Annotated in this window: 17 protein-coding genes, 1 pseudogene and 1 riboswitch; of the genes and pseudogenes, 8 read left to right on the plus strand and 10 right to left on the minus strand. The window is 63.2% G+C overall.

What is annotated here, in order from left to right; genetic code table 11:
• Positions 1 to 196 precede the first annotated feature (196 nt).
• A complete protein-coding gene (locus EOB59_RS22385) occupies positions 197 to 1060 on the plus strand; it encodes an RNA polymerase factor sigma-32 (RefSeq protein ID WP_023814301.1) in 864 nt (287 codons plus the stop codon).
• Between the two features lie 24 nt (positions 1061 to 1084).
• Here the strand turns inward: EOB59_RS22385 and EOB59_RS22390 are convergent, their stop codons facing one another.
• From EOB59_RS22390 to thiP, 3 genes are all read right to left on the minus strand, one after another.
• Positions 1085 to 2554 carry a M48 family metalloprotease gene (locus EOB59_RS22390; protein WP_127267258.1) on the minus strand — a complete coding sequence of 490 codons (1470 nt, stop codon included), beginning with the start codon at positions 2552 to 2554 and terminating at the stop codon, positions 1085 to 1087.
• A gap of 257 nt (positions 2555 to 2811) precedes the next feature.
• Positions 2812 to 3594: a thiamine ABC transporter ATP-binding protein gene (gene thiQ / locus EOB59_RS22395; protein ID WP_127267250.1), complete on the minus strand. Its 783-nt coding sequence runs from the start codon at positions 3592 to 3594 to the stop codon at positions 2812 to 2814.
• Positions 3587 to 5209: a thiamine/thiamine pyrophosphate ABC transporter permease gene (gene thiP, locus EOB59_RS22400; RefSeq protein ID WP_128289263.1), complete on the minus strand. Its 1623-nt coding sequence runs from the start codon at positions 5207 to 5209 to the stop codon at positions 3587 to 3589. The genes thiQ and thiP overlap by 8 nt, the downstream gene beginning before the upstream one ends.
• 52 nt (positions 5210 to 5261) lie before the next feature.
• Between thiP and EOB59_RS36575 the strand changes: the two are divergent.
• A pseudogene (locus tag EOB59_RS36575) lies at positions 5262 to 5422 on the plus strand (precorrin-3B synthase); the annotation flags it as partial.
• A 27-nt stretch (positions 5423 to 5449) separates the two neighbouring features.
• On the opposite strand, the gene thiB reads toward EOB59_RS36575, so the two are convergent.
• On the minus strand, positions 5450 to 6448 hold the full coding sequence (thiB, locus tag EOB59_RS22410) for a thiamine ABC transporter substrate binding subunit (protein ID WP_127809032.1): 999 nt from the start codon (positions 6446 to 6448) through the stop codon (positions 5450 to 5452).
• Between the two features lie 43 nt (positions 6449 to 6491).
• Positions 6492 to 6606, minus strand: a riboswitch (TPP riboswitch).
• Positions 6607 to 6693: 87 nt separating this feature from the next.
• Between thiB and EOB59_RS22415 the strand changes: the two genes are divergently transcribed.
• From EOB59_RS22415 to EOB59_RS22430, 4 genes are read left to right on the plus strand one after another with little or no spacing between them, the layout of a single operon-like run.
• A complete protein-coding gene (locus EOB59_RS22415; protein WP_128289264.1) occupies positions 6694 to 7338 on the plus strand; it encodes a thiamine diphosphokinase in 645 nt (214 codons plus the stop codon).
• A 1-nt stretch (position 7339) separates the two neighbouring features.
• Positions 7340 to 9160, plus strand: a complete 1821-nt coding sequence (locus EOB59_RS22420) for an ABC-F family ATP-binding cassette domain-containing protein (protein ID WP_127380673.1) — start codon at positions 7340 to 7342, stop codon at positions 9158 to 9160.
• Positions 9161 to 9218: 58 nt separating this feature from the next.
• Positions 9219 to 9461, plus strand: coding sequence for a type II toxin-antitoxin system CcdA family antitoxin (locus tag EOB59_RS22425; RefSeq protein ID WP_128289265.1), 243 nt, complete (start codon positions 9219 to 9221; stop codon positions 9459 to 9461).
• Positions 9461 to 9802, plus strand: a complete 342-nt coding sequence (locus EOB59_RS22430; RefSeq protein WP_245486705.1) for a CcdB family protein — start codon at positions 9461 to 9463, stop codon at positions 9800 to 9802. Before EOB59_RS22425 ends, EOB59_RS22430 begins: the two co-directional genes overlap by 1 nt.
• Here EOB59_RS22430 and EOB59_RS22435 read toward each other — a convergent pair.
• Together EOB59_RS22435 and EOB59_RS22440 are read right to left on the minus strand one after the other, a co-directional pair.
• The gene (locus tag EOB59_RS22435; protein ID WP_128289266.1) at positions 9771 to 11417 is read right to left on the minus strand and encodes a hypothetical protein; all 1647 of its coding nucleotides are present in this window, start codon (positions 11415 to 11417) and stop codon (positions 9771 to 9773) included. The genes EOB59_RS22430 and EOB59_RS22435 overlap by 32 nt on opposite strands.
• A gap of 75 nt (positions 11418 to 11492) precedes the next feature.
• Positions 11493 to 12791, minus strand: coding sequence for an adenylosuccinate synthase (locus tag EOB59_RS22440; protein ID WP_127267133.1), 1299 nt, complete (start codon positions 12789 to 12791; stop codon positions 11493 to 11495).
• Positions 12792 to 12999: 208 nt separating this feature from the next.
• Between EOB59_RS22440 and EOB59_RS22445 the strand changes: the two genes are divergently transcribed.
• Both EOB59_RS22445 and EOB59_RS22450 read left to right on the plus strand, forming a co-directional pair.
• Positions 13000 to 13905, plus strand: coding sequence for a DMT family transporter (locus EOB59_RS22445; protein WP_128289267.1), 906 nt, complete (start codon positions 13000 to 13002; stop codon positions 13903 to 13905).
• Positions 13906 to 14057: 152 nt separating this feature from the next.
• A complete protein-coding gene (locus EOB59_RS22450) occupies positions 14058 to 14522 on the plus strand; it encodes a DUF2231 domain-containing protein (RefSeq protein ID WP_128289271.1) in 465 nt (154 codons plus the stop codon).
• Between the two features lie 56 nt (positions 14523 to 14578).
• On the opposite strand, the gene serA is transcribed toward EOB59_RS22450, so the two are convergent.
• From serA to EOB59_RS22470, 4 genes are all read right to left on the minus strand, one after another.
• Positions 14579 to 16180 (minus strand): phosphoglycerate dehydrogenase, encoded by a 1602-nt coding sequence (gene serA / locus EOB59_RS22455; protein ID WP_127267135.1) that lies wholly within the window; start codon positions 16178 to 16180, stop codon positions 14579 to 14581.
• Between the two features lie 67 nt (positions 16181 to 16247).
• Positions 16248 to 17423 carry a phosphoserine transaminase gene (locus EOB59_RS22460; RefSeq protein ID WP_128289268.1) on the minus strand — a complete coding sequence of 392 codons (1176 nt, stop codon included), beginning with the start codon at positions 17421 to 17423 and terminating at the stop codon, positions 16248 to 16250.
• 205 nt (positions 17424 to 17628) lie between these two features.
• Positions 17629 to 18489, minus strand: a complete 861-nt coding sequence (locus tag EOB59_RS22465; RefSeq protein WP_128289269.1) for an outer membrane beta-barrel protein — start codon at positions 18487 to 18489, stop codon at positions 17629 to 17631.
• A gap of 206 nt (positions 18490 to 18695) precedes the next feature.
• The gene (locus tag EOB59_RS22470; RefSeq protein ID WP_128289270.1) at positions 18696 to 19541 is read right to left on the minus strand and encodes an outer membrane protein; all 846 of its coding nucleotides are present in this window, start codon (positions 19539 to 19541) and stop codon (positions 18696 to 18698) included.
• Between the last annotated feature and the right edge of the window lie 91 nt (positions 19542 to 19632).

The raw sequence follows: 19632 nt of genomic DNA on the forward strand, positions 1-19632 counted from the left end.
AACGGCGCTTTTTCACTCGTGATCGCAGCCATCTCAGACCTTCTGAGAATCCTTCAGGCAACACAATCGCGCCGCTGCGGTCGCGGAACCTTTCCCGCGCATGGCAGTTCTGGCTGTTCTAGGGCACGACGCCGGCATTTCAACCCGGGCGGCAGCCAACTTTGCAAAGTCATTCGCACCACCCAGGGAGCGCCTCATGATGGAAGACACGGCAGGACGGATCATGGTCCGCGCAGCAATGAAGGCTCCCTACCTCGAGCGTGACGAAGAGCATCGGCTTGCATTGCTCTGGAAAGAGGACAACGACCAGAACGCGCTGCACTCAATCACCGTCGCCCATATGCGGCTGGTCATTTCCATGGCCTCCAAGTTCCGCCATTACGGCCTGCCGCTCGGCGATCTGGTCCAGGAGGGTCATGTCGGATTGCTCGAGGCCGCCGCCCGCTTCGAGCCGGAGCGCGAGGTGCGGTTCTCGACCTATGCGACATGGTGGATCCGCGCCTCGATGCAGGACTATATCCTGCGCAACTGGTCTATCGTGCGTGGCGGCACCAGCTCGGCCCAGAAGGCGCTGTTCTTCAACCTGCGACGCCTGCGCGCGCGGTTGGCGAATGGCACGGAGCCGCTCTCCAACGCCACGCTCTATCGCGAAGTGTCGGAGGCGCTTGGCGTCTCCGAAGCCGATGTGGCGATGATGGATTCGCGGCTCTCGGCGCCCGACTCCTCGCTCAACATGCCTATTGCCGACGATGCGGGTTCGACCGAGCGCATGGATTTCCTGATTTCGGACGATCCGCTGCCCGACGAGATCGTCGGCGACAAGATCGATGTCGCGCGCCGCTCGCTCTGGCTGAGGGAGGCGCTTCGCGCGCTCAACGCACGGGAGCTTAGGATCATCGAGGAACGGCGGCTGAACGACGAGGGCGCGACACTCGAAGCGCTCGGCGAAACCCTCGGCATCTCCAAGGAACGCGTCCGCCAGATCGAGGCCCGCGCCATGGAAAAGCTCAAGGTCGCATTGGTGAAGCAGAACCCGGAGTTCATGGCGACTGCCGCCTGAACGGCGGCAGGCGTCCAGCGGCGCCTACTTGTCGGTGACGATCTTGACCTTGTCGCCGGCCGAAACGGCGGCACCGGGCGACAGCGCGTTGAGGACGCGGAACAGGTCGAGCTTGCGGTCGACGCCGACCATCTGCGCCGAAAGTGAACCCATCGTCTGCCCAGGCTGGACGGTGACGACGCGGATGTGCAGCGGCTTCAGCGCCGCCTTTTCGGCAGCACTCAGTATCCGGAACGAGCCGCTTACCGAACGGGCGATCGTGTCCAGAGACGTGCTGGCGGAAGGGGCCGCGGTCAGCAGCCGGTAGACTTGGCCGCCAGCGCGGATCACCGCTATGTCGAATTGCCAGCCTTCGGCGCCGGCATGCGCGGTCGCCGCCTCATTGCCGTTGATGGTTTCCTGCTTGACGCTACTGTCGACGAGACCAGCCACCCAGCCGCTGCGGATATAGTCCGTCAGCGCCCGGTTCTTGTCGATGGAAACGCCATCGAAACGGATCGCTATGTCGCCGGGGCCGGTGGCCGTCACCGCTGCCGCCGAATTGTCGATGATGAAGCCGTCCGGCACCGTGAACGACACGCCAAGGCCCGGGTGCAGGAAGGTTTCGCCGCGCACATAGCCTTCCTCGGGCGTGTCGCCATAGAGCAGGCCGTCTATGCCGGCGAGGAAGGAATCGCGGTCGCGCGTGCCGACGCCCGGCGCGCCGAACTGGCGGGCATGGCGCTGCGCCAGATCGATGCGCTGCGGCGTGTTGGGGTGCGTGGCCAGGAAGTCCAGGCTGGCGTCGGTGGCGCCGCTGATCGAGCGGAAATCGGTATAGGCCGACATCGATTGAAGGAAGCGGCCTGCGGCGAAAGGATCGTAGCCGGCCTCGCCGATCGACTTGATGCCGATGGCGTCGGCTTCCAGCTCCTGGTTGCGCGAAAATTGCGCCAGCCTCAGCTTGCCGCGGATCAGCGCCGCCTTGGCGGTCGGGCTGTCGCCGAGCACATCGGAAACCACCTTGGTCGCCAGGCCTTCCTCTGCCTCGAGCTGTTGGCGCTGCAGGCCGTGATTGGCGGTGACGTGGCCCATCTCATGCGCGATGACAGCGGCAAGCTCGGCCGAATCATTGGCCAGCGCCAGGAGGCCGCGGGTGATGTAGAGATAGCCGCCCGGCAGCGCGAATGCGTTGACGTTGGGCGAATTTAAAATGGTGATGCGATAGGTCTGTGTCGGGTTGGCGGACACCACCGTTAAACTACCGACCACCTTGGCGACCATGCGCTCGAGCTTGGGGTCGGAATATTCACCGCCGTAAGTCGCCAGGATGCGCGGATGCTGCGCCTTAGCCAATTCGGCGAGCTTGTTGTTGGCGCCGACATTGTCCACGGTGATCGGCTTGTCGGAAGGCTGGAATCCGGATTCCTGAACTTCCGGCGGCGTGAACATCTGGCAGCTTGCCAACGCCACGGCAAAACCGGCCAGCGCGAGAAAACGCGCCAGCGGTTTCATTCCCAATGTGTTAGCGCCGATCGCCAGAACGGCTTCCTTTCGGGTCCCGGCGCATGACCACGAAAATCGGGGGCGATCTTCGGAACGTGTCATGCGCTATCTAAAACTGCTGCAGCATCCGTTGCCCGTCCCTTAGGGCGGGCGGCGGATACTGCAGGCAAATCACGGCCTGTGCCGCACCGGTAGGGCGACCTAGCCACACTCCCCCGGTCATGGCAAGCAAACGCCACATCGCCTGGAGCCGGTTTGACCGTAAATTATGTCCGCTTCCGGGCAACATCGCGTGATGTGGAATATCCAGCACCCGCGCCGATATAGCGCCGGAACGCCTCCGGACCAGCCCCGGTAAAGAAATCATCAGCCTTGCCGGTTGCGGCCACCAACCCATTGTCGACAAACACCATGTGCTCGCCGATGCGGCGTGCATCCTCGGGCTGGTGGGTGACAAATAGCACCGTCATGGCGCGTTCGGCATGAACGGCAGCAACCAGATTCAGCATCTCGTCGCGCAAAGCGGGTCCGAGCGAAGCGAATGGCTCGTCGAGCAGCAACACCGGTCGGTCGCGCACCAGCACGCGGGCCAGTGCGACGCGCTGGCGTTCGCCCCCGGAGAGCTCGCGCGGCAGGCGTTTCTCCTTGCCCGCGAGACCGGTGCGCGCAAGCGCCTCGGCGACCGCGGCGCGGTCCGCCTCGGTCAGCCCCAGGGAGGGCGAGCGGCCGAGCCCGACATTCTGCTCGACGGAAAGATGCGCGAAGAGATTGTTCTCCTGGAACACCATCGACACCGGCCGCGCCGAGGCCGGCTCGGCGCTGACATCGGCCCCGCCGATCAGCACGCGGCCCGATTGTGGGGTCTCGAAGCCGGCGACCAGATTGAGCAGCGTCGACTTGCCCGAACCGCTCGGACCCATGATGGCGGTGATCTTCGCCGTGGCGAACTCGACGTCGAAGACAAGTGGCACCTCACCATAACTGAACGACACCTTGTCCAGCCGCACCGGCGCGCCCTTCTCGAGCCTGCTGGCCGCCCTCTCACGCATCGCGGACCTTCTCCCTTCCCAGCCAGTGCGCCGCCACGATCAACGCGAGACAGACGAGGCCGAGCAGCAGTGCCAGGCCGGCGGCATCCTCGGTGCGGTAGCTGCCCATCCGTGCCAGAAGAAGGTAGGGCAATGTCTGCACGGAATCACTGCCGAACAGGGCAATGACACCGAGATCGCCCAGCGAAAGCGCCATGGCGAAAGCGAAGGCCGTGGCGAGCGGGCGCCGCAGCGACGGCCAGTCGACCAGCATCAGCCGGTTCCAGCCCGCAATGCCGAGCTGTGCGCAGAGCCGTTCGTGACGCTCGCTCGCCGCATCATAGGCGGGACGCACGGCGCGCAGGGCGAACGGCATCGCCATCACCGCATTGACGGTGACGACCATGACCGGGGCGATGGCAAAGACATCGCCGGCATGGCGCAGCAACAGGAACCAGCCGGCGCCGACGACGATCGGCGGCACGACAAGAACAAAGCCGGCGCCTGTATCGGCGGCGCGTTCGAGCAGTGTCTTTGCGCCGGCACGGCGGTTCAGCGCCAGTGCCCGCCGCGCCATGGTCAGCGCCAGCGACAGCATCACCGAGAGCAGTGCCGACAGGAAGGCGAGCGCCGCGCTGGTCAGCGTTGCCTGCCGGACAGTGGCCTCGCTGGCCAAACGGCCGAGATCCGCACCCAACCCGGCCATCACGGTTGCCGCCATCGGCCCAACGACGAACAGCAGCGCCAGGATGATGACTAGCGCGTTCAACCAGGTCTCGCTCCGATTCACCGAGATATAGCGGCGTTGCGCGACCGGCAAATTGGTGTCGCCGACCACATTGGCGCCAAGGCGCGTCAGGGCCAGCACAACGATAAAGGTCAGGGCGATCTGCAACAGCGTCAGTGTAACGGCCCGCGCGGGATCGAAATCGAAGCGCAGGGCCTGGTAGATGCCGACCTCCAGCGTCGTCGCGGCCGGCCCGCCGCCGAGCGTCAGCACGATCGTGAAGGATGTGATGCAGAGCATGAACACAAGCCCGGCGACGCCGGGCAGTGCGGCGCGCAGCGTTGGCCATTCGATCAGCCGGAACGCCGGCCGCGCCGCCATGCCGAGTTGGCTCGCCAACCGCCATTGGTCGGCCGGTATGGTCTGCAGCGCCTCGAGGAACAGCCGCGTCGCCAGCGGCAGGTTGAAGAAGACATGGGCGACGAGGATGCCGGACAGGCCATAGATACCCGGCCAGCTTCCGCCGCCGATCAAGGCAAGCACGCCGGCGAAATAGCCGGCACGGCCATAAAGCGCCAGAATGCCGAGCGCTGCGACAATAGCCGGCAGCGCCAACGGCACGGCGAAGATCTGCAGGATGAAGGCGCGGCCGAAGAAACGTGGATGTCGCGACAGAGCGCGCGCCACGAACAGCGCCGGGATGGCCGAAAGCAGCGTCGAGAGCGCCGCTTGCCAGAGCGTGAAGCGAATGACGCGAAGCAGATAGGGATCGAAGGCTGCCCAGGCGCCCGAGAAATCATGGGCGCCCTCGAAAAGCAGGCCGGCAAACGCGCCGCCGATCAGCAGCGCGATCGCGGCAAGCGCGACAATGCCGGCGCTGACGCGGGGATCAGAGGCTGCGCGTCGCACGCCGGACCACCAATCTCCGGATCGCGGCACTTACAAAGGATTGCGTTCCTTCGCGCCCCCCTCTGTCCTGCCGGACATCTCCCCCACAAGGGGGGAGATTGGCAATTTCGACGCCTCGCTCACTCCAGCAGCATTGGCGATTGGCGAAATCGCCGATGGCAGCCAATCTCCCCCCAAGCGGGGGAGATGTCCGGCAGGACAGAGGGGGGCGCCGTAGAGCACTCATCTTCGATAGCAAACTTATTTGCTCATCACCGCAAGCCATTCATCGACCCAGGCCTTGCGATTGGCAGCGACCTCTTGCGGGCTGAACAGCAAGGTCTTGGTCGGCTTGACCAGTTTGTCAAAGGCCGGATTGAGCGGCTTGTCGGTCTTGCCGGCCGGGAACATCCAGTTGGTCTCGGGAATGGCATCCTGGAATTTAGGCCCGGTCATGAAGGCCATAAACTTGGCCGCCAGCGGATTCTTGGCTCCCGTCGTGGTGATACCCGCCACCTCGATCTGCAGATACTCGCCCTCCTCGAAGGAGGCCGCCTGGTAGCGCCCGGTGTTCTCGGCGATCATGTGATAGGCCGGCGACGTCGTGTAGGACAGCACCATCGGCGCCTCGCCCTTGGTGAACAGCCCATAGGCCTCGCTCCAGCCCGGCGTCACGGTCAGCACCTTCGGCTTGAGCTTGGCCCAGGCCTCCGGCGCCTTGTCGCCATAAACCGACTTGACCCACAGAAGCAGGCCGAGGCCCGGCGTCGAGGTGCGTGGATCCTGGATGACGATCTTGTCGTCGGCACTGCCTTCGACCAGCTCTTTCAGGCTTTTCGGCGGGTTCCTCAGCTTCTCGGTGTCGTAGACGACAGCGAAATAGCCGTAATCAAAGGGGACAAAAGTATCGTCGCTCCAGCCACCCGGCACGTTGACATCAGTTACGCCGCCATGCGGCGCGAACAAGCCTGAGGCCTTGGCATCGGCGGTGAGATTGGTGTCGAGGCCAAGCACGATATCGGCCTTGGTCGATGCGCCTTCCAATCTGACGCGGTTGAGCAACGCGACGCCGTCGGCGACCGAGACGAACTCGACATCGCAGCCGCATTCGGCCTCGAACGCCTTCTTCACCACGGGACCCGGACCCCAGTCGGCGGTAAAACTCTCATAGGTGTAGACGGTGAGCTTGTCCTTGGCCAAGGCCGGTCCGGACAAGGCCACGACCGTTGCTGAAACAAGAGCGTATAAAAGCGTGCGCATCGGCGCCTCCTTCGTTCGAATTGAAAGGAATTGAGGCGTCGGACTGTCCGAAACGTCTAATCCCTCCGCCGGTACAAACCGGATCAGGTTCAGCGGGTTGGCGAGACTGCCTCTCAGCCGGTCCGCGAAGATCGCGTCCGGCACCCCGTTAGAGCGTTTCGACACATAGGCCGGCCCGATCCGCCACGCAAGTGGGAGTTTGCCGCCTTCCGTTTCCCGTGCCGGGCTGGTAAGGGCCACACGATATGAGCACATTCACCATCCTGCTTGGCGGCGATCTCATCCGCACGCCACGGCTCGACCGTCAGGTCGAAGGCTCCCGCGTCATCGCCGCCGACGCCGGCATAGGCCATGCGCAGTTGCTGGGCCTCGTGCCGGAGCTGTGGGTGGGTGATTTCGATTCCGTGCCGGCGAACCTGCCGGACGATCTCGCTTCCGTGCCGCGCCGGACCTTCCCGGCGGAAAAGGACCAGACCGATGGCGAACTGGCCATCGCCGCAGCACTCGAGCGCGGCGCGACCCGGCTGGTGCTCGCCGGTGCTTTCGGCGGCAAGCGCGCCGACCACGCTTTCCTGCATCTGGCGCTTGCCTTGCGGCTGGCCGAAGCAGGGACCGATGTGCTCCTGACCAGCGGCGCCCAGGAAGGCATTCCCCTGCTGCGCGGAACGGCCGGCTTCGACTATGCCGATGGCACGCTGTTTTCGGTGCTCGGCTTTTCCGAGCTTGCCGGGTTGACCGTCACCGGCGCCAAATGGCCGCTGAACCACGTCAAGGTGGCCTTCGGTTCGTCGCTGACCATTTCCAACGAGGTCAAGGGCCGCCTCGAAATCGCGCTCGGCCATGGCCGCGCGATGCTGCTCGCTCATCCCTATCCCTTACCTGAAAGCTGACATGGCCCCGCCCCTTCTCAACCTCGACGGGATAAAACTGACCTTCGGCGGCACGCCGCTGCTCGATGGCGCCGCCTTGACGGCTTCGGCCGGCGACAAGATCGCACTGGTCGGCCGCAACGGGTCGGGCAAGTCGACCCTGCTGAAGATCGCCGCCGGCCTGATCGAGCCGCAGGACGGCGAGGTGTTCCGCCAGCCTTCGGCAACTGTCCGCTATTTGCCGCAGATGCCCGACATGGAGGGCTTTGCCACTGTCCGCGCCTATGTCGAGGCCGGGCTTGGCCCTGCCGACGATCCCTACCGCGCCAGCTATCTGATGGAGCATCTCGGACTGTCGGGTGAGGAACGTCCGAACGATCTGTCGGGCGGCGAGGCGAGGCGTGCTGCCCTTGCCCGCGTCATGGCGCCGGAGCCAGACATCCTGCTGCTCGATGAGCCGACCAATCATCTCGACCTCTCGGTCATCGAATGGCTGGAAGAAGAACTCATCCGCACCTCCTCGGCACTGATCGTCATCTCGCACGACCGCCGCTTTCTCGAACGTGTGTCGCGCGCCACCATCTGGCTCGATCGCGGCCAGACCCGCAGGCTGGACAAGGGCTTTGGCCATTTCGAGGAATGGCGCGACCTGGTCCTGGAGGAAGAAGAGCGCGAGCAGCATAAACTCGGCCGCCAGATCGTTCGCGAAGAGCATTGGCTGCGCTACGGCGTGACGGCGCGGCGCAAGCGAAACATGCGCCGGCTCGGCGAGTTGCAGACCATGCGCCAGCGTTTTCGCGGCCATCGCGGTGCCGAAGGGTCGGCGACCATGGTGGCGAGCGACGCCGCCGAGTCCGGCAAGCTGGTGATCGAGGCGAAGAACATCGAGAAGAGCTTTGGCGATCTAACCGTGGTCAAGGGGTTTTCGACCCGCATCCAGCGCGGCGATCGCGTCGGCCTGGTCGGGCCGAACGGCGCCGGCAAGACGACGCTCTTGAAGATGCTGACCGGCGAGATGAAGCCGGACGCCGGTTCGGTGCGGCTCGGCACCAATCTGGAGATCGCCACGCTCGACCAGAAGCGCGAGGCGGTCGACCCGCAGGAGACGCTGGCGCAATATCTCACCGACGGGCGCGGCGAGAACCTCGTCATCAATGGCGAGCAGCGCCACGTCGTCTCCTACATGAAGGATTTCCTGTTCAAGCCGGAGCAGGCACGCACCCCAGTGCGCGAATTGTCCGGCGGCGAGCGGGCACGGCTCTTGCTGGCGCGCGTGCTGGCGCGGCCGGCAAACCTTCTGGTGCTCGACGAGCCGACCAACGATCTCGATATGGAGACGCTGGAACTGCTGCAGGAACTGGTCGCTGGCTTTGCCGGCACCGTCATACTGGTCAGCCACGACCGCGATTTCCTCGACCGCACCGTGACCAGCCTGATCGCACCGGATGGTGACGGCCGCTGGATCGAATATGCCGGCGGCTACTCCGACATGCTGGCGCAGCGCGGCGGCACCAGGCTGGACGACCGCAAGGCGCGCGCGAAGGCCGAAAACGGCGAAGCGCCAGTGACGGCCAAGAGTGAAGCGGCTGCGCCAAAGGGGCCAGCGAAGAAACTGTCGTTCAAGCAGAAATTCGCGCTGGAATCGCTGCCCAAAAAAATCGAGGCTGTGACGGCTTCGATCTCAAGGCTGGAGAACAACATCGCCGATCCGGCCTATTACGAGCGCGACCCGGCCTCGTTCCAAAAGACGATCGCCGCCCTCGACAAGGAGCGCGCTACGCTGGCGGCGCTCGAGGAAGAATGGCTGGAGCTGGAGATGTTGCGCGAGGAAATGGAAGGGTGAAGGATTGCGTGGGGGCTTTTATGCGCCTAGATTATGCGCATAAAAGGAGGCGATCTTTATGCTTCAATCGACGTCAAAACCTCAGCGACAATCTGTGAATACGTCCATCGACTCTCGGTTGATCAGTGATGCGAAAGCTTTGGGCATCAATATCTCACGCCCCGCCGAAGAGGGCATTGCAAAAGCAATCTCGGCAGAAAAAACGCGCCGATGGCAGGAAGAAAATAAGGAAGCCATCGACTGCTCCAATGAGTATGTCAGACGCAACGGACTACCACTGGCCAAACACCGGCCGTTCTGATGGCGCGTTATGATTTCTATAGGAATGCCGCGGGCGGCGGTTATCTTCTCGACGTGCAATCAGACCTTCTTGAAGGACTAAGCACCAGGATCATCATTCCGCTGATGCCGCCCAAGATAGCCCCGGTTCCTGGTCGCCGATTAAACCTGACCTTCGCCATAAATGGCAAAGATCATGTGATGGTCACCCAGTTTATGTCAGCCTTCTCTGCCTCGGAATTGCCGGATCCAGAGGGAAGCCTTCCAGGCACCATGACGAGATTGTCTCCGCGCTCGACATGCTGTTCCAAGGCTTCTGAACTGCTCCTTCTCAGCCAGCCGTCTTGGCCTGCCAGGCCTTGATCGCCTCGTCGAACACCTTCTCGCCGGGAATGCCCTTTTCCATGGTCAGCAGTGCCCGCCGTCCGGTCTTGTAGACGACCGGTACGTCGATCCAGTCCTGGCCGCGAAGCAGGGTCATGTTGGCGTCTTCGTCGGCCTTGGTATCGTTGAGCGCGACGAGGAAGAAGCCGTCGGCGATCTTCGCCGGAATGCCGATCAACGGGCTGCCGGCATCCTGTTCCGAACCCTTCATGGCGACGCGCAGGATGTTGTCGACACCGCCGCCCTCGAAACCGTCGGGCGTCAGGAAGATCATCTCGATGATATGGCTGGCCGGCAGTGTCTGATCGGTGTTGCGGCGGATGGTCATGCGCAACTGGATGTCCTTGCCGGGAATGGTGGCCTCGGCGCGGATCGCCGGCTCCGGCGGCAGGTCGCCACCGGGCGATTCCTGCACCAGCGACCAGACGATGTTGCCGGGCTCGGCGGAGCCCTGGGCGGTGCTGGTGCGCTCCTCATAGAAGATCGCCTTCTGGCCGACAGGCAGAGCGGCTTCCGCAGGCGCAGCTGCCGTGGCGGGCGGCGCGGCGCCGGCCGGTGCGGTCGGCGTGCCGGCAGCATCGGCCGCTGCCGGGGCAGCTCCGTTGGCAGGCGGTGTTGCGGGGGCGGCACCTGTAGCGGGGGGCGCTGCCGCGGCAGGCGTGCCTGCGGCCGGAGCGGAAATCGCCGGTGCGTTCGTTGCCGAGGGCGGCGTGGTCAGCGCGGCGACCGATTCGCCTTCGCCGATGCCGCTTTGGCCACCGGCCGGACCCGGGTCGACTTCACTGCCCTGCGGCGTCAGCCGCTGCGTGAATTTCGTGCTTTCGGCCTCCGTGCCGCCAGCCGCGGGCGCCGGAGGCGTTGCCGCGGCATCGGTTGCCGGCTTGGCAGGCGCTGGTTTCACCGGCTCGGTCTTGGCGACCTGATTGCCGCCAAGCCCAAGCATTTTGCCGAAGGCATCCTTGTTCAGCCAGATTCCGTAGCCGCCGCCGGCTACGACCAGAAGAGCGACGACGGCCGCGATCAGCCCACCATAGCTGCGCTTGCGCTCGGCGGGACGCAGGCGCTGGAAGGTGTCCGACACCGGCTCTTCGTCGCTGGAAAAGACATCTGCCTCGTCCTCCGCCTCGTCGGCATCCATACCTGGAAGAGGCGTGTCGGCGCGAGCCGGCTGGGAAGGCGCCGGCGTCGCCCTTTGCCAGCTCGGCTCGACCTTGGCGGCAGGTGGTGGCGCGGGCTGATAAGATTCAGGCTTTGCAGCGGGCGGTGCCGGCCAGGCCGATTCGGGCTTGGCCGGCTGCCGTGTATGGCTCGGCTGATTCTTGTTGCGATCGATCGACGAAAAGATGTGTTCCAGCTCCGCCAGCGGATCGGTCTCCGGCAGGCTCTTGGCATAGTCCCGCTCGACACTCGCGATCGCGTCTTCCAGCGAACGCATCTGCGTGGCTATGGCTTCGGCGGCCGGCGGCGGCGAATATTCCTCAAGCTTCTTCGCCAGCATGGTGCGAACGCTGGCATAGATGCGCGTACGCTTTTCCGGCGTCTCGTCGCCATGCTTGCCGAGCGCCTTTTTCAGAATAGCAACGTAATCTGCCATGCTTCAGTCGACCTGTATTTTGTTTCCGCGCCGGCCCCCGCAAATCGGCCGCGATGCCCGGAAAGGCTTCAGAAACTAGTCTTGAAATGGATCGGTCACAAGTATCGTGTCGTCCCGTTCCGGGCTGGTGGAAAGGAGTGCGACCGGGGCGCCGATCAGCTCTTCGATGTAGCGGACGTATTTGACGGCCTGGGCCGGCAGATCGTTCCAGCTGCGCGCGCCGGCAGTGGTGCCTTTCCAGCCCTCGAGCGTCTCGTAGACCGGTTCGACACGTGCCTGGGCGCCCTGGCTGGCCGGCAGATAATCGATCATCTCGCCGTCGAGACGATAACCCGTGCAGACCTTGATCTCGTCCAGCCCGTCAAGCACGTCGAGCTTGGTCAGCGCGATTCCCTTGATGCCGTTGACAGCGACGGCCTGGCGTACCAACACCGCGTCGAACCAGCCGCAGCGGCGCTTGCGGCCGGTGACGACGCCGAATTCATGGCCGCGCGTGCCGAGGAATTCGCCGACCTCGTTCTTCTGCTCGGTCGGGAACGGACCTTCGCCGACGCGTGTCGTATAGGCTTTGGTGATGCCGAGCACATAGCCGATGGCGCCTGGGCCGACGCCGGAGCCGGCGGCAGCCTGTCCGGCAACCGTGTTCGACGAGGTTACGAACGGATAGGTGCCGTGGTCTATGTCAAGCAGCGTGCCCTGCGCGCCCTCGAACAGGATACGCTCGCCAGCCCGGCGCTTGTCGTCGAGGATCTTCCAGACCCGGTCCATATAGGGCAGGATGTCGTCGGCGACCGAGGTCAATTCCTGCATGATCGCGTCATGCGTGACTTCCGCATGGCCAAGCCCCCTACGCAGCGCATTGTGGTGCGTCAGCAGCCTGTCAACCTTCACGGGCAGTGTTTCCAAATCCGCCAAGTCCATCACCCTGACCGCGCGCCGGCCCACCTTGTCCTCGTAGGCGGGGCCGATGCCACGACGGGTCGTGCCAATCTTCGTCCCGGAATTGGATGCGGCGTCCTCACGGAATCCGTCCAGCTCCCGATGCAGGGACAGGATAAGCGCTGTGTTTTCGGCTATTTTCAGGCGATCCGGTGCGACTTCGACACCTTGCGCCTTGAGCTTGGCCACCTCGGCGACGAAAGCATGAGGGTCGAACACGACGCCATTGCCGATGATGGACAGCTTGCCCTGGCGCACGACGCCCGACGGAAGCAACGACAGCTTGTAGACCTTGCCGTCGACGACCAGCGTATGGCCGGCATTGTGGCCGCCCTGGAAACGCACCACGACATCGGCCCGCTCCGACAGCCAGTCGACGATCTTGCCCTTGCCTTCGTCACCCCACTGCGAGCCGACGACCACCACATTGGCCATGTTTCTTTTCCCTTGAGACGCCGCCAAGCGGCTTGAATATGGTTCGAAACGACAGGCCTCTATAACGTCAAGACCTCGCGAGCGCGACCTTTCTTTGCCGTCGAAAATGCCCTGAGGCACAACAATTTTCGGCTTTGACATCATTTACTTGGGCGAGCGAGGGCAATAGGCCGGCAAACACCGCAGCTCCGGCGACTGGAATCCCGCGATGCATCGAAGCGCCTACATATTCCTGCTGCTCACCACCTTGCTCTGGGGCGGAAATTCGGTGGCCGGCAAGCTGGCGGTCGATCACGTCTCGCCGATGACGCTGGTCTTCCTGCGCTGGGTTCTGGCCGTGGCGATCATGCTGCCCATCGGCTGGAAGACCATCCAGAAGGACTGGCCGGTCGTCCGCAAGCACTGGTTCGTGCTGGTCGCCCTCGGCGCCAGCGGCTTCACCCTGTTCAACACCATCTTCTACACGGCGCTCAACTACACGACAGCGATCAATGTCTCGATCGAACAGGCGGCGATGCCGATCCTGATCATGACTGCCAATTTCGTCTTCTTCCGCCTGCGCGTGAACTGGGCGCAGATTGTCGGCGTCGTGCTGACCATCGCCGGCGTGATCCTCACCGCCTGCCATGGCGACCCGCGCCGGCTGTTGACGCTGGAACTCAATTTCGGCGATGCCATCATGCTGGTCGCCGTGTTTCTCTACAGCGGCTATTCGGTCGGACTGCGGTTGAAACCGGTGATGCATTGGCAGAGCCTGATGCTGGCCCTGTCGGTTGCGGCACTCGTCACTTCGCTGCCGTTCTTCCTGTGGGAGGTCGTCGCCGGCAAGGTCATCATGCCCGATGCGCGCGGCTGGACCGTCATCGTCTATACGGCGATCGGCGCCTCCGTCGTTTCGCAGATCTTCTACATCAGAGGCAACGAACTGATCGGCGCCAACCGCGCCGGCCTGTTCATCAATCTGGTGCCGATCTTCGGCACGCTGCTGTCGGTGCTGATCGTCGACGAGACGTTCCACCTCTATCAGGCACTGGCTTTGGTGCTCGTGCTGGGCGGCATCGGGCTTGCCGAATACAGCGGGCGCAAGATGGCGGTGGCGGACCACCGCAGATGACATGTGGCGGCTGACGCTCTCCCCGTCGCAGCGATTCACGCGAACAGCATGGATTTAGCCAATGGCCCGGAAAACAGCGGCATAAACCCTGCCGCGTCCCCACTTGGAACATTTCACCTCCAGCGGAGTTTGAACGGCAGGGAGGCGACATGATGAGCCCCAACCCTCGCAGCACGGCAAGCATTGCCGGTCACCCTATCCATCCCATGCTGATTCCGTTTCCGATTGCCTTTTTTGTCGGCGCCTTCGTTTGCGATCTTATCTTCTGGCGAACAGCCGATCCCGGATGGGTCACCGGGTCGCTTTGGCTTCTCGGCGCGGGCCTGATCATGGCAGCCTTGGCTGCGCTTGCCGGCCTGACGGATGTTCTCGGCGATGTTCAGATCCGCAATCTCACGACGGCATGGCTCCATGCCGGCGGCAATGTACTCGTTGTGTTGATCGAGCTTTACAACTGGTACTCGCGGTACGCCGGCGGAGCGGCGGCCGTGATGCCAACCGGCTTCGTCCTATCGCTGATCGTGGTTCTCATCCTGCTGTTTACGGGCTGGAAGGGCTGGGAACTGGTCTACCGACATCGCGTGGGTGTCTCCGATGGCTCGGACGAGTTGACCTGAACCGGCCGCCGCGGCGGCCGGCCTCAACGAGGGGGTCGGCAACCGCCTGTCCTCGATCACATCGCGTTGATGTCGAACTGCAGCCGCTTGGCCGAGTCGATCGACTTATGCGCCTTGACCTTTTCCAGCACGGCTTCCGGGAACGGCGCGTCGAGATAGAGCAGCGCTATGGCATCGCCGCCCGGCCGGTTGCGGCCGAGCTGGAAGTTGGCGATGTTGACGCCGTTCTCGCCGCAGACGGTGCCGAGCAGGCCGATGATGCCCGGCGCGTCGGCATTGGTGGTGTAGAGCATGTGCTGGCCGACCTCGGCATCGAGGTTGATGCCCTTGATCTGGATGAAGCGTGGCTTGCCATCCGAGAAGCATGTGCCGGCGATCGAGCGCGTCATGTGCTCGGTCTTCACCGTAAGCTTGATGTAGCCGTCGAACACGCCCGATTTGTCGCGCTTGACCTCGGCGACGATGATGCCGCGCTCCTTCACCATGATCGGCGCCGACACCATGTTGACGTCGGAGACCTGAGGCCGGATCAGCCCGGCGAGTGCGGCGCTGATCAGCGCGCGCGTATTCATCGTCGCGGTGGAGCCGTCGAACAGGATCTCGACCTCCTTGATCGGATCCTCGGTGACCTGGCCGACGAAGGCGCCGAGCACTTCGGCAAGCTTGACGAAAGGCTTCAGCCGCGGCGCCTCCTCGGCGGTGATCGACGGCATGTTGATGGCGTTGGAGACGGCGCCCTTGATCAGATAGTCGGCCATCTGCTCGGCAACCTGGAGCGCGACATTCTCCTGGGCCTCCGTCGTCGAGGCGCCGAGATGCGGCGTCGCCACCACATTCTCCATGCCGAACAGTTCGTTGTTCTCGGCCGGTTCGACCTCGAAGACGTCGACGCCGGCGCCGGCCACCTTGCCGCTCTTCAGCGCCGCGATCAGGTCGGCCTCGACGACCAGCCCGCCACGAGCGCAGTTAATGATGCGCACGCCCTTCTTCATCTTGGCGATCGCCGCGGCATCGATGATGTTGCGCGTCTTGTCGGTCAGCGGCGTGTGCAGGGTGATGAAATCGGCGCGGGCGAACAGTTCGTCGAGCTCGACCTTGTCGACGCCAAGCTCCTCGGCACGGCTGTCCGACAGGAACGGGTCGAACGCGATGACGTGCATCTTGAGGCCAACGCCGCGCGTCGCGACGATCGAACCGATGTTGCCGCAGCCGATGACGCCCAGCGTCTTGCCAGTGATCTCGACGCCCATGAATCGGTTCTTTTCCCATTTGCCGGCATGGGTCGAAGCGTTGGCTTCCGGTATCTGGCGGGCAAGCGCGAAGATCATCGCCACCGCATGTTCGGCTGTCGTGATCGAATTGCCGAACGGCGTGTTCATCACGATGATGCCCTTGCGGCTTGCCGCCGGGATATCGACATTGTCGACGCCGATGCCGGCACGGCCGATGACTTTGAGATTGGTAGCGGCGTTGATCAGTTTTTCGGTGACCTTGGTCGCCGAGCGGATGGCGAGGCCATCATACTGGCCGATCACTTCGGCGAGCTTTTCCTTGTCCTTGCCGAGATCGGGCAGATAGTCGACCTCGACGCCACGATCCTTGAATATCTGCACGGCGGTGGGGGAGAGTTTGTCTGAGACGAGAACGCGGGGCGCCATGGCGGCCTCCTTGAAATGGATTTGATCCTGATGGGAATGGGCGGCCCGAAGGCCGCCGCGAATGATCTCAGGCCGCCGCTTTGAGCGACGCCTTCTGCACGGCGAAGGCCCAGTCGAGCCAGGGCAGCAGCGCCTCGAGATCCGACGTCTCGACCGTCGCGCCGCACCAGATGCGCAGGCCGGGCGGTGCGTCGCGATAGGCACCGATATCGTAGGCGACGCCTTCCTTGTCGAGCACCGACACCAGCCCCTTGGCGAAAGCCGCCTGCCCCTCGGCGTCGAGCGCGGACACGTCCGGGTCGGTGAAGGACAGGCAGACGGACGTGTTCGACCGTGTCGCCGGCTGGACGGCGAGATGACCGAGCCAGGAGGATTTGCCGACAAAGCGATCGAGGACGGCCGCATTGGCATCCGCCCTGGCGATCAGCGCGTCGAGGCCGCCGGTCGACTTCGCCCAGTTGAGCGCATCGAGGTAATCCTCGACGCACAGCATCGAGGGGGTGTTGATGGTCTCGCCCTTGAAGATGCCTTCGATCAGCTTGCCGCCCGAGGTCAGGCGGAAGATTTTCGGCAGCGGCCATGAAGGCTTGTAGGTCTCCAGCCGCTCGACGGCGCGAGGCGACAGGATCAGCATGCCGTGAGCGCCCTCGCCGCCCAGCACCTTCTGCCAGGAGAACGTGACGACATCGAGCTTTTCGAAGTCGAGCCTCTGCGCGAATGCGGCGGAAGTCGCATCGCAGACGGTCAGGCCCTTGCGGTCCGCGGGAATGAAATCGCCGTTCGGCACGCGCACGCCCGACGTGGTGCCGTTCCAGGTGAAGACCACATCGCGGTCGAAATCGATCTTGGTGAGATCAGGCAGTTCGCCGTAGCCGGCTTCGATCTTGCGCACGTCGGCGAGCTTCAACTGCTTGACCACGTCGGTGACCCAGCCGGAGCCAAAGCTCTCCCAGGCGACCATGTCGACGCCGCGCTCGCCGAGCAGCGACCACAGCGCCATCTCGACCGCGCCGGTGTCCGACGCCGGCACGATGCCGATGCGGTAACCCGCCGGGACCTGGAGAATTTCCCGCGTCAGCTCGATCGCCTGTTCGAGCTTGGTCTTGCCGATCTTGGCGCGGTGGGAACGGCCGAGCGCGGCATTGTTCAGCGCCTCGACCGACCAGCCGGGACGTTTTGCACAGGGACCTGAGGAAAAATTGGGGTTTGCCGGACGGAGTCCGGGCTTCGTATGCGTCGTCATCGTGGTCTATCCTTCCAGATAGTGGCCCCTCGTTGGGGAGGGGTGGCCCACGGACGGCGATATGCGTTCAGACTTCGGGCGTCAAGAGGAAAGTTTTTGTCGCTGCCGGGATACCGGCGATCCCCGATCAGGATGTCGTGACTTCAAACGCAAACGGCGGACTCCGAAAGATCCGCCGTCTGCGTTTTCGTGCATGCCGTACCTACTACCAAAGATCGTAGCGCAGCCCGAGCTTGACCGTCTGATAGTCTATGCCCTTGTGGATGTTGAAGGCGCCATCGTCATAGGCGACATATTTTGCACTCGGGACGGAGAAATATTCGTAGCCCAGATCGACGGAAAGGTTTTTCGAGACCTGATAGGAAAGTCCCGCACCGATCGAATATGCGAGATTGAATTTGGCCTCCGTATCGGTTTGACCTTCATACCCGGCAGGATCATCGCAGAAAAATCCGCCTGTACCAGCGGAATTGACTGGCGATTCCTTGCAGTCGCGTGCGCCGATGCTCCTATAGTACTTGTTATACGCAACGCCGATACCGCCACCAAGATAAGGGGTGATTCCGACATAGGTGCCAAGATCTACATAGCCGTTGGCCATGAGGCTGTAGCCTTTGTTGGTGCCGTTGTTAATGAGATCGCACGCTTGCGTTGCCGCTACGGAATTGATGGTCCCAAAACCGTCGTCTACGAGCGTCGAGCCGCCGCAGGTCGTGGCCAGATTTTGATGATCGCTAAATTTGTTGGTAGGCAGAATACCACCGTTCAACTCCACCCGAAGATAGTCATTGACGTGGTAGCCCATGCCGATGCTGCCGGTAAAAAGGCTGCTGTCGGATGTGAAGCTGTTCAGAGGCCCGCTCGAGGTCTCCTCGTGTTCGAAAGGATGGCTGAAGGCGTAGCCGATATCGCCGCGCAGATACCAGCCGGAGCCGACCTCGACAGGCACGTAGTCGGGTGCCTGGTCGACATAGATCGGCGGATCGTAGTCGGCCGCATGCACCGGCGTCAGCGGCAGGAAGGCCAGTGCACCGAGCGCCAGCGCCATACGCGATGTAAGTTTCATGGTCCCCGACTCCCGAATTTGGCAGCCCGCAATCGCAGCGTCAGCCATCGTTTCAAGAAGCATTGTTTACCATAGTGGTTAAGTGCCGGTTAAGGCTAACAGAGCGTTAGCGAATTCATTTCCGCTGTTTGTTCCAGGCGGCCCAACGAAAAACCGCCCGGCTGAGGCCGGGCGGTTTGTGAAGAATTCAAGTAATGTCGATGCTGTTACTTGGTGTAGATCGGCTCAGGTTCGGGCTGGTAGGCAACGACCGGCGCGGCGCAACCGTTGCTGCCGCCGAACTGATAGCGTAGGCCACCGCGCACTTCGTGGGTATTGAAGCCGTGATCGAAGCCCGGCCCCGCGCTGCTCGTATCAAATTCGAACATGCGGCCGCCCTGGATATGGGAGAAGCGGTAGCCGGCGTCGAGGATGACCTTGTCGGTGAGGCAGTACGAGGCGCCGGCCATGACTGCGTAGGCGAAGCGCCAGTTGGATGCTCCGGGGTTGGTCTCGGTGGTGTTCGGGTCGTAGACGGTATCCCACTTGACCCGGGCACCGCCGATACCGGCGCCGACATAGGGCGTGATGCCGTGCCAGGTGCCGATATCGACATAGGCGTTGGCGAGCAGCAGCAGGGCGCTCATCTTCGACACTTCGGTCGAGGTCGTGGTGGCATCCGAGGTGCCACCATTGAAGTTCGACTTGAACCAATAGTCGGCGGTCAGATCGGTACGGAAGCGGTCGTTGATCTTGTAGCCGACGCCGGCGCCGAGCGAGAAGCCGCCCTTGAGCTTGCCGTAGTCGAAGGACTTGCTGCCGGCGACTCCGACAGGAGGTCCGCAAGGGCAAGGCTCGGCTCCGTAAGTGATGTAGTCAATGTCACCTACCTTCGACTTATGATAGCCGATATCGCCGCGGATATACCAGCCGCCGACCTCGACCGGCTGCTCGTAGATGGCCTGAGGCGGAGCCTCTTCGACCATCGGTTCCGGCAGGTCGGCCGCGAACAACGGCCCTGCCAGGCCTGCGAACAGGAAGGCGAGCAGGGCCTTTCTTGCTGTCTTGAACATGCTTGTCACCCCTGAGAAGCTCGGAACGGCGAACCCGCCCGAAATGCGATTGGCTTTCAGTCGTGGATAATGAATTGCAAAGGTTAAAAGG

The organism is Mesorhizobium sp. M7A.F.Ca.MR.176.00.0.0, from assembly GCF_004023165.1.
GTDB lineage: Bacteria > Pseudomonadota > Alphaproteobacteria > Rhizobiales > Rhizobiaceae > Mesorhizobium.